This is a genomic window from Aeromonas sp. S15(2024) (assembly GCF_041402265.1).
GTDB lineage: Bacteria > Pseudomonadota > Gammaproteobacteria > Enterobacterales > Aeromonadaceae > Aeromonas > Aeromonas dhakensis.
This window is the reverse complement of the sequence record NZ_JBGLQY010000001.1, coordinates 363834-378954: the sequence shown is the minus strand read 5'-3', so window position 1 is coordinate 378954 and position 15121 is coordinate 363834. Positions and strand designations below refer to the sequence as shown.

Sequence of the window (15121 nt, the reverse complement as noted above, 5' to 3'; positions counted from 1 at the left end):
CCCTTCTGCCCCTCTCAGGCCTTGGCCTGCGACAGTTCCTCCTCCTCGCCATGGCGCTCACCGGCCTGCATCATGCGGTTGAGCCAGGGCACCATCAGCCCCATCACCCCCGCCACCAGCAGAGTCACCAGACCAATCTTGCCGAACACGTCCGTGTAGATGGGCAGGGTCTGCAGCGGATCCGTCACCCCCTGCGGCACCGCGGTAAAGGTCGCCACATAGCCCCCGAGCAGGGAGGCCATCGCCTGGGTCAGGAACCACATGCCGAGGATGAAGCCCATCAGCCGCTGCGGCACCAGCGCCGCCACCATGGCCAGCCCCAGGGCGCTGATCATCAACTCCCCCAGACTCTGGAACAGATAGATGAGCACCATGAACCAGGGTGAGGTGAGCCCCTGCGCATCGGCAAACCAGATGCCGGACGCCGCCGCGGTGAGAAAACCGAGGGAGCAGAACAGCATGCCCAGGGTGAACTTGAGCGGCATGGTGAGATCCCGCCCCTGGCTGCCCAGCCGGGTATAGATCATCGCCAGCACCGGGCTGCCCAGCACCACCCAGAAGGGGTTGAGCGCCTGGAAGCTGACCGGGTTGACGGTCACCCCCAGCATTTCATGGTGCATGTTGTTGATGGCAAAGAAGTTGAGCGAGGTCGGCATCTGGGCATAGAGCACGTAGAACACCACCGCCTCCAGCATCAGCACGAAGGCCACGTACATCTTGTTGCGCCCGACGCTGTCGAGCTTGAACGCCTCGCGAAAGAAGAAGACCACCACGGCCAGGGTCACCGTCATCAGCACCATGTTGGCGATCACCACGTGGTGCATCAGCCAGGCGCAGAAGAAGACCAGAGCGACCGAGCCCAGCAGCACCAGCAGCAGCTTGCCGTAGTCGAGCGGCAGGTGGTCGGGGGCCGAGCCTATTCCCTTGACCATGCGGCGGCAGGCGAAGAAGGTGAGCAGGGCTATCACCAGGCCGACCCCGCACAGGTTGTAGGTCACTGTGTAGCCGTAGTGATCGGCCACCACGGGAGCCAGCGACAGGGAGATGAGTGAGCCGACGTTGATCGACATGTAGAACAGGGTGAAGGCGCCATCCAGCCGGGGATCACCGGGCTCGTAGCACTTGGCGAGCAGGCTGGCGGGGTTGGCCTTGAACAGGCAGTTGCCGACGGCGATGGTGCCCAGTGCATAGAAGATGAGGTCGGGGTTGTAGATGGACATGCCGGTCATGAAGTAGCCGATGACCAGTACGATGGCCCCCAGCACCATGGTACGCTTGGTCCCCAGAATATGGTCACCCACGTAACCGCCCACCGAGATGAGGCCGTACACCAGCGCCGAGAAGGCACCGAAGGTGATGAAGGACTGCTCCTGGGAAAAGCCCAGCTGCTGGACGAAGAACACCGCCAGCAGACCCTGGACGCCGTAATAGCCGAAGCGCTCCCATAGCTCGACGAAGAAGATCATGAAAAAGGGTTTTGGTTGTTGCAACAACCCGGTCGGGGTGGATGGACGCATGCTAACCTACCTGTCTGTATGTATTTTCTTATTCATGTGAGCGGCCCCGCAGCCGGGTTGGCCAGGGGTCGCAAGCTTGCTGCCGCGATGCAGACGAAGGGGGGAACAGGCCGGCTGGCCCGGATGGGGTGATGCTGAGGGGCGATGGTTTTCGCCATGCCATGAACCTCCCTGCTCGGGTCATCGATCCCTTGCTGGCGGCAGACCGAATATCGGCGGGCAACCAAAAATGGGGGATCGAACGGGCCTTCCTCTCCTGCCGCGACTCGCTTCCAGTCAAGATGGCCCGGCATTCACCGCATAACGTTAAAACATCGAGCAATCATCACTATTTATGATAATTAACTACATATGAAGTAAGTAAGCCGCAGATCACACTTGTAACTATGCTATTAGTGAAGTTTTCTAATATGGCGGGATTAGTTTTGTTAATCTCAAACGGGTCTTTATTTTACTGCTGCCCCCAGACCAGATGACAACGCCGGGCAAAGCCCGGCGTTTTTCAGAACAGGTGGGTCGCGGCAAATGGCGCCGTGACCCGCGGCCAGTGCCGACTCAGGGAGCCAGCTTGCTCAGGATGGCGTGGGCCGCCTTTACCCTCTCCTGGATGGGGTAGTTGCGGTTGGCCAGCATGACGATGCCCACTCCCTTGGCCGGCACGAAGGCCACATAGGCGCCAAAGCCGTTGGTCGAGCCGGTCTTGTTGAAGAGCCGCTGGCTCCCCATCTCCTTCGGCGCGGCCGTCGTCGGATTGGCCTTCATGATCACCTGGGCCGAGTTGCCTGCCAGCAGCGCCTGCTCGCTGACCGGATAGGGGTAACTCTCCCAGCCCAGTCCCTGGGTCATCCCGCCTACCGAGTAGTGCCCCTGGTGGGTCAAAGCGATGGCCTGCTGCAACCCCTTGTCATCCACCCCGTTGATGTTGGCCTTCACGAAGGCGAGCAGATCCGCCGAGCTGGTCTTGATGCCGTAGGCCTCATCGGCCAGCATGCCGGGATTGACCCTGATGGGCTTGTCCTCTTTCGAATAGCCATAGGCGTAGTTCGCCATCGCCTGCTTCGGCACATTGATATAGGTGTGATGCAGGCCGAGCCCTGGCAGCAGGGTCTGCTCCATCAACTGGGCAAACGGCTGCTGCAGACTGCTCGCCGCCAGATAGCCGAACAGGCCGATACTGGGGTTGGAGTACTGGCGATGGCTGCCTGGCTGATAGGCCGGCGTCCACTGGCGATAGTAAGTCTGCATCTGCTTGAGCGATTCCACCTCGTCGGGGAATTGCAGCGGCAGACCCCCGGCACTGTAAGTGGCAAGCTCGGCCATGGTAATGCCATCAAAGGCGGAGCCCTTGAGCCAGGGAGCGTGCCGGCTCACCTTGTCATCCAGCCCAATGCTCCCCTTGACCACGGCGTAGGCCCCCAGAGTCGCGGTCAGGGTCTTGCTGACCGAGCCAATCTCGAACAGGGTCTGCTCGCTGACCTTCTTCCCCGTTGCCAGCTCGGCAACCCCGTAGTTGAAGTAGTGGGCCTGCCCCCCCTTCAGCACGGCGACCGCCATGCCCGGGATCCTGTGCTCTTTCACCAGCGGACGAATGACGTCATCCACTACCCCGACCAGCGGATCGGCGGGAGCGGCCTGGGTGAGGGGCGACAGCAGCAGGGCGCTCAGCGCCAGCAACGACAAGGGTGAGGTTTGCTTCATGACGATAGATCTCGTGAGGTTGGAAAGCCGCCAGCATAGCGGGCCAATATGTGGCGAACATGAGCACAGGTGAAGTCTGTGTGAAGTCGCGCCTCAAATCATCCGGATTCAATGGGTTATCTGCAACTTATCCTCTTGCCACCGAACTGGCGTATTAAGCTGTAGGGGCAACGACACCGAGGGGAGGCACCCGTGCAGACACAACCACAGATAACCCGGCTGCTGACGGCGCTGGAGCAGGTGATCCTGGGCAAGCCGCTGCAGCTCAAGATTGCCCTGGTGACCCTGCTGGCCCGCGGCCACCTGCTGATCGAGGATCTGCCCGGCATGGGCAAGACCACCCTGGCCCACGCCCTGGCGCAGGTGCTGGGGCTCGACTGCCGGCGGGTACAGTTCACCGCCGATCTGCTGCCGGCCGACCTGCTGGGGCTGCAGATCTTTGACCCCCAGCAGCAGCAGTTTCGCTTTCACCCCGGCCCCGTCTTTGCCCAGGTGTTGCTGGCGGACGAGATCAACCGCGCCAGCCCCAAGGTGCAGAGCGCCCTGCTGGAGGCCATGGCCGAGGGCAAGGTGAGCATCGAGGGGCAGAGCCACCCACTCCCCTCCCCCTTCTTCGTCATCGCTACCCAGAACCCGGCGGATCAATCGGGCACCTACCCCTTGCCGGAATCCCAGCTCGATCGCTTCGCGGTGCGCCTATCTCTGGGCTTTCCGACCCCGGATGCGGAGCGGCGGCTGCTGCGTGGGGCCAGTCAGAGCGCTCCCCTCGAACGCCAGCTCGATGCCGCAGATCTTGCCGCCCTGCAGGCCGAGGCGGCGCAGATCCACCTCGCCGATGCCACCCTCGACTACCTGCTGGCACTGGTGCAGCAGAGCCGCTTCGACGCCGAGCTGCCGCAGCCGCTCTCGCCCCGCGCCGCCCAGACCCTGCTGGCGGTGAGCCGGGCCTGGGCGCTGGTGGCGGGCCGCCGCTTCGTCAGCGTGGAGGATGTGCAGGCGGTCTTCCCCTACGTGGCCGAGCACAGGCTCAGGGGGAGCTTCGGGGTGCAGCGCGGTGAAGCCTGCCCGCTCAGCCAGCGCCTGCTGGCCCGGGTCGATCCGGATCGCCCCTGATGAACTGGCGCCAGCGCAGAGCCAGGTGGCAGCAAGGCTGGCTGGCCAGGCGCATCCCGCCGGCGCGCCAGCTCACCCTGCAGGGGCGCTGTCTGTTCATTCTGCCCACCCGGCTCGGCCTCTGCTATCTACTGGTGATGCTGGCCATCTATCTGCTCGGCACCAACTACCAGAACAACCTGGTATTGCTGCTGGCCTACGGCCTCGGCAGCCTGTTCATGGTCACCATGTGGCTCACCCACCGCAACCTGCTGGGGCTGGCCCTGCTGGGGGGGCCTGCCGTGCTGGGAGAGGTGGGCAGCCCCTTGCCCATACGCATCACGGTGCGCAGCGAACGGCCGCTGCAGGCACTGCAGTTTTCCCTCAATGAAGGGCGGCTCTGGCTAGCGCAGGTGGATGCGGTGCCCCAACCCCTGCTCCTGCCGGTGCTAGGTACCCGGCGCGGGCGCCTGCCGCTGGAGAGGCTGCGGGTGGAGAGCCGCTACCCCCTCGGCCTGTTTCGCTGCTGGTCGCTGCTGGATTTGCAACTGGAGGGCTGGCTCGCCCCGGCCCCGGCGTACGGCCCATTGCGCGGGGAGGCCGCGACCGACGCGGCGGGCAACCGGGGACAACCCACCCCGGCCTCGATGGGAGATTTCGACATGCTGCGGGCCCACCAGAGCGGGGAGCCGCTCAGCCGGGTTGCCTGGAAACAGCTCGCCCAGGGGCGCGGCCTGCTGGTGAAGCAGTTCTGCGAGCCGGGACAGGATGATACCCACCTCTCCCTCTCCCGGGTTGGCGGCCAGGATCTCGAAGCGAGGCTGGCGGTGCTCGCCTGGTGGTGTGGCGACTATGCCAAACGGGGCATTCCCTTCAGCCTGACCCTGGCGGGCCGGACGCTGGGGCCGGACAGCGGCCCCGCCTTTTTGCAGCGCTGCCAACTGGCACTGGCCCGCTTCGACGCCCGGGAGCCGATGCCGGAGACAGACCTCGATGCTGCTCGATAACCGGCGCCTGCTGCCGCTGCTCGCCCTGCTGCAGTTGCTGCTGATCCCAGCCCTCTGGCCCCAGCTGCAGCTCTGGGTGATGGCAGTCTCGCTGCTTGCCCTTGGCGTGCGGGCCATGATGCTGTGGCGGGGCTGGCGCCCGCCGCCCGCCGCCGTGCTGGCACTGCTGGCCATACTGGGCGTGGCGCTGCTGGGCTGGCAGTGGCGCCAGCTCGGCACCCTGCCGGCCCTCATCAACCTGCTCTGGCTCGGCTACGGCCTCAAGCTCATCGAGGTACGGCGGGAGCGGGATGTGGAGCAGGTGCTGCTGCTCGCCTTCTTTCTGGTCGCGCTGGCACTGGTGCAACGGCAAAGCATGGGGTGGGCCCTGGCGATGGCGGGGGCGCTCTGGCTGGCAGTCACCACCCTGCTGGCGGCGGTGCAGCCCCTCGGCCGACGGCTGTGGCTGCACGCCAGCGTCACCCTGCTGCTAGCCGCCCCCCTGCTGCTCACCCTGTTCCTGCTGTTGCCAAGGCTACCGCCGCTCTGGCAGATGCCAAGCAGCAACCGCGCCCTCTCCGGCCTCTCGGAGGAGGTGGCCCCCGGCGACATCAGCGAGCTGGTCAACTCCTCCGAGCTGGCTTTTCGCATCAGCTTCGCCTCAGCGCCCCCCCTGCCGCAGGAGCGCTACTTCCCGCTGATGCGCCAGGAGCTGTTCGATGGCCGCCGCTGGTTGTTAAGCGATGAGGTGCGCCGCTGGCAACAGTCCCAATCCGTGCAGACGCAGCCGGCGGCCAACCCGACCACCCCGCTGCCTGCCGGCGGCTATCAGGTGATCGCCGAGCCCCAGCGCCACCGCTGGACCCTGGCCCTGGCCGATCCCGAGGTGCTGAGCGGCCCGGTCACCTTGAGCCCCCTCGCCACCCTCTATCGCCAGGATCGGGGGGATGGCCGCGTCAGCTACCGGGTCAGCACGGCCGCCATGGCGCCACCAGCCAGCCAGGCGACCCGCCAGCTCAACCTGCAGTTGCCCGCCACCGGCAACCCCAAGGCGCGGGCCCACGCCCTGATGCTCAAGGCCCGCCATCCGACGCCGGAGGCGCTCGCCGCCGCCCTGCTGGGCGAGTTTCGTCAGGGCGACTTCTACTACACCCTGCAGCCGCCACGGCTGGGACAGGACGGGGTGGATGATTTTCTGTTCGAGAGCCGGCGCGGTTTTTGCGGTCACTACGCCATGGCCACCGCCTTCGTGCTGCGGGCGGCCGGCATCCCCGCCCGGCTGGTGACCGGCTACCTTGGCGGCGAGTGGAATCCGAGGGGCAACTATCTGGAGGTGCACCAGTTCGACGCCCACGCCTGGGTGGAATATCTGGATGAGCAGAACCGCTGGCAGCGGCTCGATCCCACCGCCGCGGTGGCGCCCCAGCGCATCGAGGGGGGCATGCCGGCGGCCCTTGGCGGCGAGTTCGCCGCTGCTGACCCGCTCTCTTTGCAGCGCTATCGCAACTGGGTCCTGCTCAACCAGCTGCGCTGGTGGGGGGCCAACCTCGATTACCAATGGACCCGCTGGGTACTCAACTATGATGCGGCCAGCCTGTGGCAACAGCTGGGGCAACGCTGGCCGGCGCTCTCAGGCCATACCCACTGGCTTATTCTGGCCGCCCTGTCGGGGGTGGCGGCTCTGGTGGGCGGGCTGCTGCTCTGGCGTGGCCCGACCCCGGCGAGACTGCGGCTATGGCAGCCCCTGCGCCGGCGCGCCGCCCGCCACGGCTGGCAGCCCTTGGCCGGAGAGAGCGTGGCCAGCTGGTGCGAGCGCCTCGCCGATCTCAGACCCTTGCTGGCGCGGCCGCTGCGACAGGGGGCCTGGCTCTACCGGCGCTGGCGTTATGCCCCGCTGTCACCCACGCAGCGCCAACGTACCCTGCGCCAGCTGCGGCGCCGGCTACGTCAGATCTGCCGGTGCTGGGATGCCAACAGCTGACGGCAGTGTAGCGTCAACACACCTTGCACAAGGTACGGCGACGACTGCGTCAGATCTGCCGGCGCTGGGATGCCCAAAGGTGACGACGATGAAACGGCGCCCAAACAAAAGGGGAGCCCATGGCTCCCCTTGTTATCAGACAACGGCGACTGCGAGGCTTATGCCTGCTTGCTGTTTTGCGCCGGATTGTCCCAGATACCCTCTTCCAGCTGGCTGCGGATCTCGGGGTACTTGTTGGCATCGAAGGTGGGCAACTTGCCCAGCTTGAGCTGGTCGTTGTAATCCTTGGCCAGCTTGATGGCTACCCCGGAGAGCAGCAGGATGGCCACCAGGTTGACGATGGCCATCAGTCCCATGGAGACATCCGCCATGGCCCACACGGTCGGCAGCTCGCCCACCGAACCGAACATCACCATGCCCAGCACGAACAAGCGGAACAGCATCAGGCCGCCCTTGTGGTTGTGCTCGAGGAACACCAGGTTGGTCTCGGCGTAGGAGTAGTTCGCCACGATGGAGGTGAAGGCGAAGAAGAAGATGGCCGCCGCGATGAAGATGTTGCCACCGCCACCGATCTGGGAAGAGAGCGCCCGCTGGGTCAGCTCAACACCTGTGATGCCTGAGCCAGGCTCAAACTGGCCGGACATCAGGATGATGGCGGCAGTACAGGTACAAATGACGATGGTGTCGAGGAACACCCCCAGCATCTGCACATAGCCCTGGGAGGCCGGGTGCGGCGGATAGGGCGTCGCGGTCGCGGCGGCGTTGGGGGCGGAGCCCATGCCCGCTTCGTTGGAGAAGAGGCCGCGCTTGATGCCGTTGATCATCGCCTGGGAGATGGCGTAACCCAGCGCACCCGAGCCTGCCTGCTCAAGACCGAGAGCGGACTTGATGATGAGGCTGAACACGCCCGGCAACTCGTGAATGTTGACCAGCACCACGAACAGCGCCATCAGGATGTAGGCCAGTGCCATGAAGGGCACCACCAGCTCGGCGAAGCGGGCGATGCCGCGGATGCCGCCGAAGATGATGAGGCCGGAGAGCACCACCAGAGCCAGACCGCTGACCCAGTCGGGGATGCCGAAGGCCACGTTCATCGCCAGGCTGATGGAGTTGGCTTGCACCGCGTTGAACACCAGACCGAACGCCAGGATCAGGCAGAGCGAGAACAGCACCCCCATCCAGCGCATGCCGAGCCCCTTCTCCATGTAGTAGGCGGGGCCGCCACGGTAGTTGCCATCCTCATCCTTGACCTTGTAGAGCTGGGCCAGGGTGCTTTCGACGAAGGCGGTCGCCATGCCGATGAAGGCGATCAGCCACATCCAGAAGATGGCGCCCGGGCCACCCAGATAGATGGCCACCGCCACACCGGCCAGGTTGCCGGTGCCGACGCGGGCGGCAAGGCTGGTACAGAGGGCCTGGAAGGAGGAGATTCCGGCCTTGTCTGATTTGCGGCTGTTGCGCAAAACGGAAAACATGTGGCCGAAGTGGCGGACCTGGATAAAACCCAGACGGAAGGTAAAGAAGATGCCGACGCCGATGAGCAGGTAGATGAGCACGGCTCCCCACATCAGGTCGTTAATCATTGCGATCAAGGTGTCCATATTTCTCTCGTTGTTATCACATCCATGGTCAGTCTGCGCTGACCCCTTGCTGTCGATTTCTGAATTTGCGGTTCACTAAAGGGGCGGAATCTAGCATAGCGAAGGAGTTCAGAATAGTGATCGGGATCACTACGGAAACAAAAAACGAGCGTTTTAGCGCAATAAAGCTTCATTTAACTCGCAAAATTTCAACAAAACTGAGAATCCAATCAATCGGCCAACAAATTAGACCCATAAGAAAACCTTTTGGCAATTATCTACATAGAGGTATAACCGGCAAAAAGGAGGCAAACCATTACGCAAGCGTTTACCCATCGGGGATGCCAAAACGGCCCGCTTTCGCCAAACGTTTTACACGTAATAAAATTTCAAGTGGCTGACCACACAATTTATGTGATCGAGGGCACAAAACAGATAATCAACCAAAAAAGTTGTTTTTGACGAAGGATAATTTCAGCGACTAAAAACAGATAAAAGTCGTTTTTTATCAAACACTTTTATCCACTCCTTCCCGCCTGCGCCAGGGAGTGGCTGATAAGCATACAGCCCCCCCTATTGCAGGATGCGCCACATCCGTATTAATTAGGCAGGCAATGACGATGGGGCCTGCCCATCGCGCTTTTCTGAGCCTGAGTCGCCGGGATTTTGTAATTTTATTTCAGAACTGTCGTCTCACGCCCGCCACCCCCGAGCCTGCGTCCTCACCAAGAGAGTGCGCCCTCATAAAGAGATGATATTTGCCATGGCCGATAAATTAACCCAGCTGAAAGCCCTGACCACAGTTGTCGCCGACACCGGCGATATCGAAGCCATCAAGCGCTACCAGCCCATCGATGCCACCACCAACCCCTCTCTGGTGTTGAAGGCATCCGAGATCCCCGAGTACGCGGCACTGATCGAAGACGCCGTCACCTGGGCCAAGGCCCAGAGCCAGGACAAGGCACAGCAAATCATCGACGCGGGCGACAAGCTGGCGGTCAACATCGGTCTGGAAGTGCTGAAGATCGTCCCGGGCCGCATCTCCACCGAAGTGGACGCCCGTCTCTCCTTCGACACCGAGGCCAGCATCGCCAAGGCCCGCAAACTGATCCGTCTCTACAACGACGCCGGCATCAGCAACGATCGCATCCTGATCAAGCTGGCCTCTACCTGGGAGGGGATCCGTGCCGCCGAGGTACTGGAGAAAGAGGGTATCCAGTGCAACCTGACCCTGCTGTTCTCCTTCGCCCAGGCCCGTGCCTGTGCCGAAGCCGGTGCCTTCCTGATCTCCCCGTTCGTGGGCCGCATTCTCGACTGGTACAAGGCCAAGAACGGCCGTGACTACACTGCCAGCGAAGATCCGGGCGTGGTCTCCGTCACCTCCATCTACAACTACTACAAGCAGCACGACTACCCGACCGTGGTCATGGGTGCCAGCTTCCGCAACACCGGCGAGATCCTGGAACTGGCCGGCTGCGACCGCCTGACCATTGGCCCGGCGCTGCTGGAAGAGCTGAGCAAGGCTGAAGGTGCCGTGGTTCGCAAGCTGGACTACACCGGCGAGCGCAAGGCCAAACCGACCCCGATGACCGAAGCCGAATTCCGCTGGGAGCTGAACCAGGACGCCATGGCTCACGAGAAGCTGGGCGAAGGCATCCGCATGTTTGCCATCGACCAGGGCAAGCTGGAAACCATGCTGGCCAGCCGCCTCTGATTGCTGCGCCATCTGCCGACAAAAACCGGGTTCCCGCAAGGGCACCCGGTTTTTTTATGGGCGCAGGATCCGCTGTCATGGGTTCGTCACGAAAACGTTTTATTTTCAATGCCGGTATGTTATACGGATGGTGAAAACGAGAATAACCAAGGAGGGAGCCATGGAAATGTTCAACTTCGATTATGAAGATGTAGTTGAACTCGGTTCACGTAGCCGCGGGACAACGGGAAAAAAACGTAAATGGCGTGAGATAGAGGCGTTGAAAGACAAGCACCGCCTGCAGAAGGAGCTGCAATCCATCGACATCGCCTACGAAGGTCTCTCAGACGAGATCGAGTTGTAAAAACAAGGCCCCGGTTAACCGGGGCCTTGTTTTTCAAGAGAGAGTTACCCCTCAGGAAGAGAGCGGCAGCGACAGGCGCCTGGCCAGATCCTGAAAGTGCTGGCTGATCTCGGGCCCGAACAGGGGATCCCCGATGGCGCGGTTCTGCCAGACCTGCTCGAGGTGACGCCAGTCATCCTCGGTCAGCGAGTCGCGCAGATGGGGGAAGATGACCCCCTCTTCGTAGTTCATGTGCGCCTCCTGCAGCGCCACGAACTGCTCCAGCTTGGCGGTGAACTGATCGAGCGGAATGACCGCATCCATCAGGATCATCTCCACCATCTCCCTGAGCTCGGCACCGGCCTCCACCAGCTTGGCATGCTCCAGTTGCAGCCGGTTGGCCACATCCCCTTCCACTATCCGGTACTTGAGGTAGTAGTCATAAATGATGTCTTCCTTCGGATGGTGATACTTGTCCGATACCTCCCGCAGGTAATCCACCACGTCGCGGATCAGGAAATAGCTGACCCTTTCTTCGCTGCGAATGGCCGCCAGCTTCTGCTTGAGCAGACCCAGCAACCGGGCGATGTTGAGATGATCCTTGTGCAGACTCGCTAACATGGGCACTCCTTGCGCTGAAATGAGACGATTCTGATCCGAGTATACGGCCATTTATCGCGCCGACTTTGCACTCAATCAAGTCAGCTGCAGAGAAAACGGCCAGTGGCGCATGCTGCCCCGCCCTCCCGACGGAGCAAATCACGGCTGTCTGCCCCCGCGTTATTCGCAGACCGAGTGCCAGTTGATGGGGCTCATCCCCTGCTGGCTCAGCAAGCGGTTGGTCTCGGAGAAGTGGCCGCAGCCGATGAAGCCGCGATGGGCCGAGAGCGGGCTCGGGTGGGGAGCGCTCAGCACGTGGTGGCGGCTCCGGTCGATGAAACGCCCCTTCTTCTGGGCGTGGGCGCCCCACAGCAGGAAGACCACCCCCTGACAGCTGGCGTTGATCTGCTCGATGACCCGGTCGGTGAAGGTCTCCCAGCCCAGATGGGCATGGGAGTGGGCCTGGCCTGCCTGCACCGTCAGCACCGTATTGAGCAGCAATACCCCCTGGGTGGCCCAGGACTCCAGAAAACCGTGATTGGGTGTGACAAAACCCGGCAGATCCCGCTGCATCTCCTTGTAAATGTTCACCAGCGAGGGAGGCGTGCGCACGCCGGGCAGGACGGAGAAGCAGAGGCCATGGGCCTGGTTCGGACCGTGATAGGGATCCTGACCCAGGATCACCACCTTGACCTGATCCAGCTCGGTCAGCTTGAAGGCGTTGAACACGTCGGTGGCCGGCGGGTAGATCACCTTGCCCGCCTCCCGCTCGCTCCTGACGGTCGCCAGGGTTGCCTTGAAATAGTCCTGCTCCTTCTCGGAGCCAATCACATCAGTCCAGGTCAGCACCCCAATCTCCTCATTGAATCTGTCGGGGGAGGCGCTTATTTCGACCCGGCCGCTCGTGCGTGCAGGCCGGTGCGCCTCTCTCCTCGATATACAGGGCCGGATGGATGGCCTGCGCCCTGCTCACCCGCTCGGGCACAGCGCAGCACGCCACCATCCTCGATGAATACGGCAGGCCCGGGGTCACCTTGCTTTTTACGCAGGCCAATCGGCCAGCACGCGCCCCCTGCCCCCATTAATGCAGCAAGGGGCTCAGGATAGGGGGCCAGCCCCCAAGACGCAACCAGGATGCCCCTGCGGATTCCTTCTCCCGGCCAAGCCGTGGCCACCGCGCTCACCTTTCGGTCGCCGCTGGCCATCTTCGGGTGAGCAAGAGGTCGGCACTGAACTCCCACGCGACTCCCCATGGCCTGGTCTGGCGATGGCTGGGCCACTCTCCCGCTCGCCTGCCGACCCCCATTGCCCTCTCTTGCCTTGGTTAAGCCTCTCCTTCACCTTTTTGGCGTATCCCTAAACATTGGTTTATCCCCTTCACCTACTGTATGGCGAATCCAGCTTCGAGCGGGCTGGAACATGAAAAGATGTAGTTAAATTACTAGATTTAATTAATGAAAGATGCATAATTTGGATATCTTTCATAATCAGAAAAATGACCTATTTTTGATTAATCTCAATAATCTAATCCCTTAACATCCGCACAGATCGCGTATTTTTTGATTTAGATCAATTTTCGTAATATTACCATCGTGGTATATATGACCCAACAAAGTAAAGGTGTAAGGCAAGGGCCCTTTAAATCATCCCGGTGGTTTAAATACATCAGGGTAATGTCCTTACAGTTGAATCCGCTTTCCTATGAGGAGTCATACCATGATCAAGGGCATCCAAATCACCCAGTCTGCCAACGCCGCTCTGCTGAACTCGTTCTGGCTGCTGGACGAAGAGAAGCAACAGGCTCGCTGCATCTGCGCCAAGGGTGATGCCTTTGCCGCCGATCAGGAAGTCAGCCTCTCCGACCTGGGCCAGTTCGAATACCGTGAACTGCCGGTACAAGCCGAGCCGGCCGTCGAAGGTGGCCAGCACCTGAACGTCAACGTCCTGCGTCGCGAGACCCTGGAAGACGCCATCGCCAACCCGGAGAAGTACCCGCAGCTGACCATCCGCGTCTCCGGCTACGCCGTGCGCTTCAACGCACTGACCCCGGAACAGCAGCGTGACGTGGTGACCCGCACCTTCACCCAGAGCCTGTAAGTCGCTCTGTAGCAACCGGTATCATGAAAAACGGCCCAAACGGGCCGTTTTTTTATGGCTTGAATTCCCCCCCGTTGGCTGCCCGTGCTCGACAAGCTGGCAGCGCACGGCGCAGGTATCGGTGGTTCAATGCTGATCCACCTTGACCGCCAGCGGCGGGTTGTTCAGCGCCTCGTGCATCTGCTGCTCGTCAAGCTGATCGCAGTAACGGGCCACCACCAGGGTTGCCACCCCGTTGCCGATGAGGTTGGTCAGGGCGCGGGCCTCCGACATGAAGCGATCGATGCCGAGGATCAACGCCAGCCCGGCCAGCGGCAGGTGGCCCACCGCCGAGATGGTGGCCGCCAGCACGATGAAGCCGCTGCCGGTCACCCCGGCCGCCCCCTTCGAGGAGATGAGCAGCACCACCAGCAGGGTGACCTGCTGGAACAGATCGAGCGGGGTATTGGTGGCCTGAGCGATGAAGATGGCCGCCATGGTCAGATAGATGGAGGTACCGTCCAGGTTGAAGGAGTAACCGGTCGGGATCACCAGCCCCACCACCGACTTCTTGCAACCGAGCGCCTCCATCTTCACCAGCATGCGCGGCAATACAGATTCAGAAGAGGATGTACCAAGCACGATCAGCAGCTCTTCCCGAATATAGGAAATAAAACGCAGGATGCTGAAACCATTCGCTCTGGCAATAGAGCCCAGTACCAGGAAAATAAACAACAGGCAGGTCATGTAGAAGCAGGCGATTAATTGCCCGAGCTGAACCAGCGAGCCGATACCATATTTACCGATGGTAAATGCCATGGCACCAAATGCACCCACCGGTGCCAGCCGCATGATCATATTGATGATCCCGAAAATAACCTGGGAGAAGCTGTCGATGACATTGAATATCACCTTTCCCTTCTCGCCGATATGGTGCAGGGAGAAGCCGAACAGCACCGCAAATAACAGCACCTGCAGAATATTGCCGCTGGCGAAGGCGCCGATCACGCTGCCCGGGATCACGTCCAGCAGGAAGGGGATGATGCCCTGTGCCTTGGCCTGTTCGGCGTAGGCCGAGATGGCGCTGGCATCCAGCGTGGCGGGGTCGACGTTCATGCCAGCCCCCGGTTGCAGCAGGTTGACCACGCACAGCCCGATGATGAGGGCGATGGTGCTGACCACTTCAAAATAGAGCAGCGCGATGGCACCTGTCTTGCCCACCGCTTTCATGCTCTCCATGCCGGCAATGCCGGTCACCACGGTGCAGAATATAACCGGGGCGATGATCATTTTGATTAATTTGACGAAGCCATCTCCGAGCGGTTTCATGTCCGCTCCGAGGTCGGGATATATATGTCCCAGGATGACTCCGAGGGTGATCGCTAACAACACCTGAAAATACAGGCTGCTGACTATTTTTTTCTGCATTCTTAACGTCCTGTCAGTTTAATGAGATGTGTCATGGCAGAAATACGCATGCAGCAAGCCGTGACGAAATATGGATTATCTCGCCCGGTTCGTGCCGTTCCCTCATCACAACAGGGGCTACTTTCAC

At 61.5% G+C, this 15121-nt stretch carries 12 protein-coding genes; 6 read left to right on the top strand and 6 right to left on the bottom strand.

Annotated elements, in window-relative coordinates:
* Window positions 1–14: 14 nt before the first annotated feature.
* Window positions 15–1517, bottom strand: a complete 1503-nt coding sequence (gene dtpB, locus ACB033_RS01775) for a dipeptide/tripeptide permease DtpB (protein ID WP_005303329.1) — start codon at window positions 1515–1517, stop codon at window positions 15–17.
* A 555-nt stretch (window positions 1518–2072) separates the two neighbouring features.
* Window positions 2073–3215, bottom strand: coding sequence for an AQU family class C beta-lactamase (gene blaAQU, locus ACB033_RS01770; protein WP_139725076.1), 1143 nt, complete (start codon window positions 3213–3215; stop codon window positions 2073–2075).
* A gap of 192 nt (window positions 3216–3407) precedes the next feature.
* On the opposite strand from blaAQU, the gene ACB033_RS01765 reads away from it, so the two are divergent.
* From ACB033_RS01765 to ACB033_RS01755, 3 genes are read left to right on the top strand one after another with little or no spacing between them, the layout of a single operon-like run.
* Window positions 3408–4328: a MoxR family ATPase gene (locus tag ACB033_RS01765; protein WP_139725075.1), complete on the top strand. Its 921-nt coding sequence runs from the start codon at window positions 3408–3410 to the stop codon at window positions 4326–4328.
* On the top strand, window positions 4328–5314 hold the full coding sequence (locus ACB033_RS01760) for a DUF58 domain-containing protein (protein ID WP_139725074.1): 987 nt from the start codon (window positions 4328–4330) through the stop codon (window positions 5312–5314). Before ACB033_RS01765 ends, ACB033_RS01760 begins: the two co-directional genes overlap by 1 nt.
* Window positions 5301–7274 carry a DUF3488 and transglutaminase-like domain-containing protein gene (locus tag ACB033_RS01755; protein ID WP_139725073.1) on the top strand — a complete coding sequence of 658 codons (1974 nt, stop codon included), beginning with the start codon at window positions 5301–5303 and terminating at the stop codon, window positions 7272–7274. The genes ACB033_RS01760 and ACB033_RS01755 overlap by 14 nt, the downstream gene beginning before the upstream one ends.
* 158 nt (window positions 7275–7432) lie before the next feature.
* Here ACB033_RS01755 and ACB033_RS01750 read toward each other — a convergent pair whose 3' ends face one another.
* The gene (locus tag ACB033_RS01750) at window positions 7433–8875 is read right to left on the bottom strand and encodes a sodium:alanine symporter family protein (RefSeq protein ID WP_005298492.1); all 1443 of its coding nucleotides are present in this window, start codon (window positions 8873–8875) and stop codon (window positions 7433–7435) included.
* A gap of 742 nt (window positions 8876–9617) precedes the next feature.
* Here ACB033_RS01750 and tal point away from each other — a divergent pair.
* Together tal and ACB033_RS01740 are read left to right on the top strand one after the other, a co-directional pair.
* The gene (tal, locus tag ACB033_RS01745; RefSeq protein WP_010633233.1) at window positions 9618–10568 is read left to right on the top strand and encodes a transaldolase; all 951 of its coding nucleotides are present in this window, start codon (window positions 9618–9620) and stop codon (window positions 10566–10568) included.
* A gap of 160 nt (window positions 10569–10728) precedes the next feature.
* A complete protein-coding gene (locus ACB033_RS01740) occupies window positions 10729–10911 on the top strand; it encodes a DUF3545 family protein (protein ID WP_005298488.1) in 183 nt (60 codons plus the stop codon).
* 51 nt (window positions 10912–10962) lie between these two features.
* On the opposite strand, the gene ACB033_RS01735 is transcribed toward ACB033_RS01740, so the two are convergent.
* Together ACB033_RS01735 and ung are read right to left on the bottom strand one after the other, a co-directional pair.
* Complete coding sequence (locus ACB033_RS01735; protein WP_139725072.1) at window positions 10963–11511, bottom strand: hemerythrin domain-containing protein; 549 nt, start codon at window positions 11509–11511, stop codon at window positions 10963–10965.
* A 159-nt stretch (window positions 11512–11670) separates the two neighbouring features.
* Window positions 11671–12339, bottom strand: coding sequence for a uracil-DNA glycosylase (ung, locus tag ACB033_RS01730; protein ID WP_017765029.1), 669 nt, complete (start codon window positions 12337–12339; stop codon window positions 11671–11673).
* Window positions 12340–13206: 867 nt separating this feature from the next.
* On the opposite strand from ung, the gene grcA reads away from it, so the two are divergent.
* A complete protein-coding gene (grcA, locus tag ACB033_RS01725; RefSeq protein WP_005298483.1) occupies window positions 13207–13587 on the top strand; it encodes an autonomous glycyl radical cofactor GrcA in 381 nt (126 codons plus the stop codon).
* A 126-nt stretch (window positions 13588–13713) separates the two neighbouring features.
* Here grcA and ACB033_RS01720 read toward each other — a convergent pair whose 3' ends face one another.
* Window positions 13714–14994 (bottom strand): dicarboxylate/amino acid:cation symporter, encoded by a 1281-nt coding sequence (locus ACB033_RS01720; RefSeq protein ID WP_201881696.1) that lies wholly within the window; start codon window positions 14992–14994, stop codon window positions 13714–13716.
* Window positions 14995–15121: the final 127 nt, after the last annotated feature.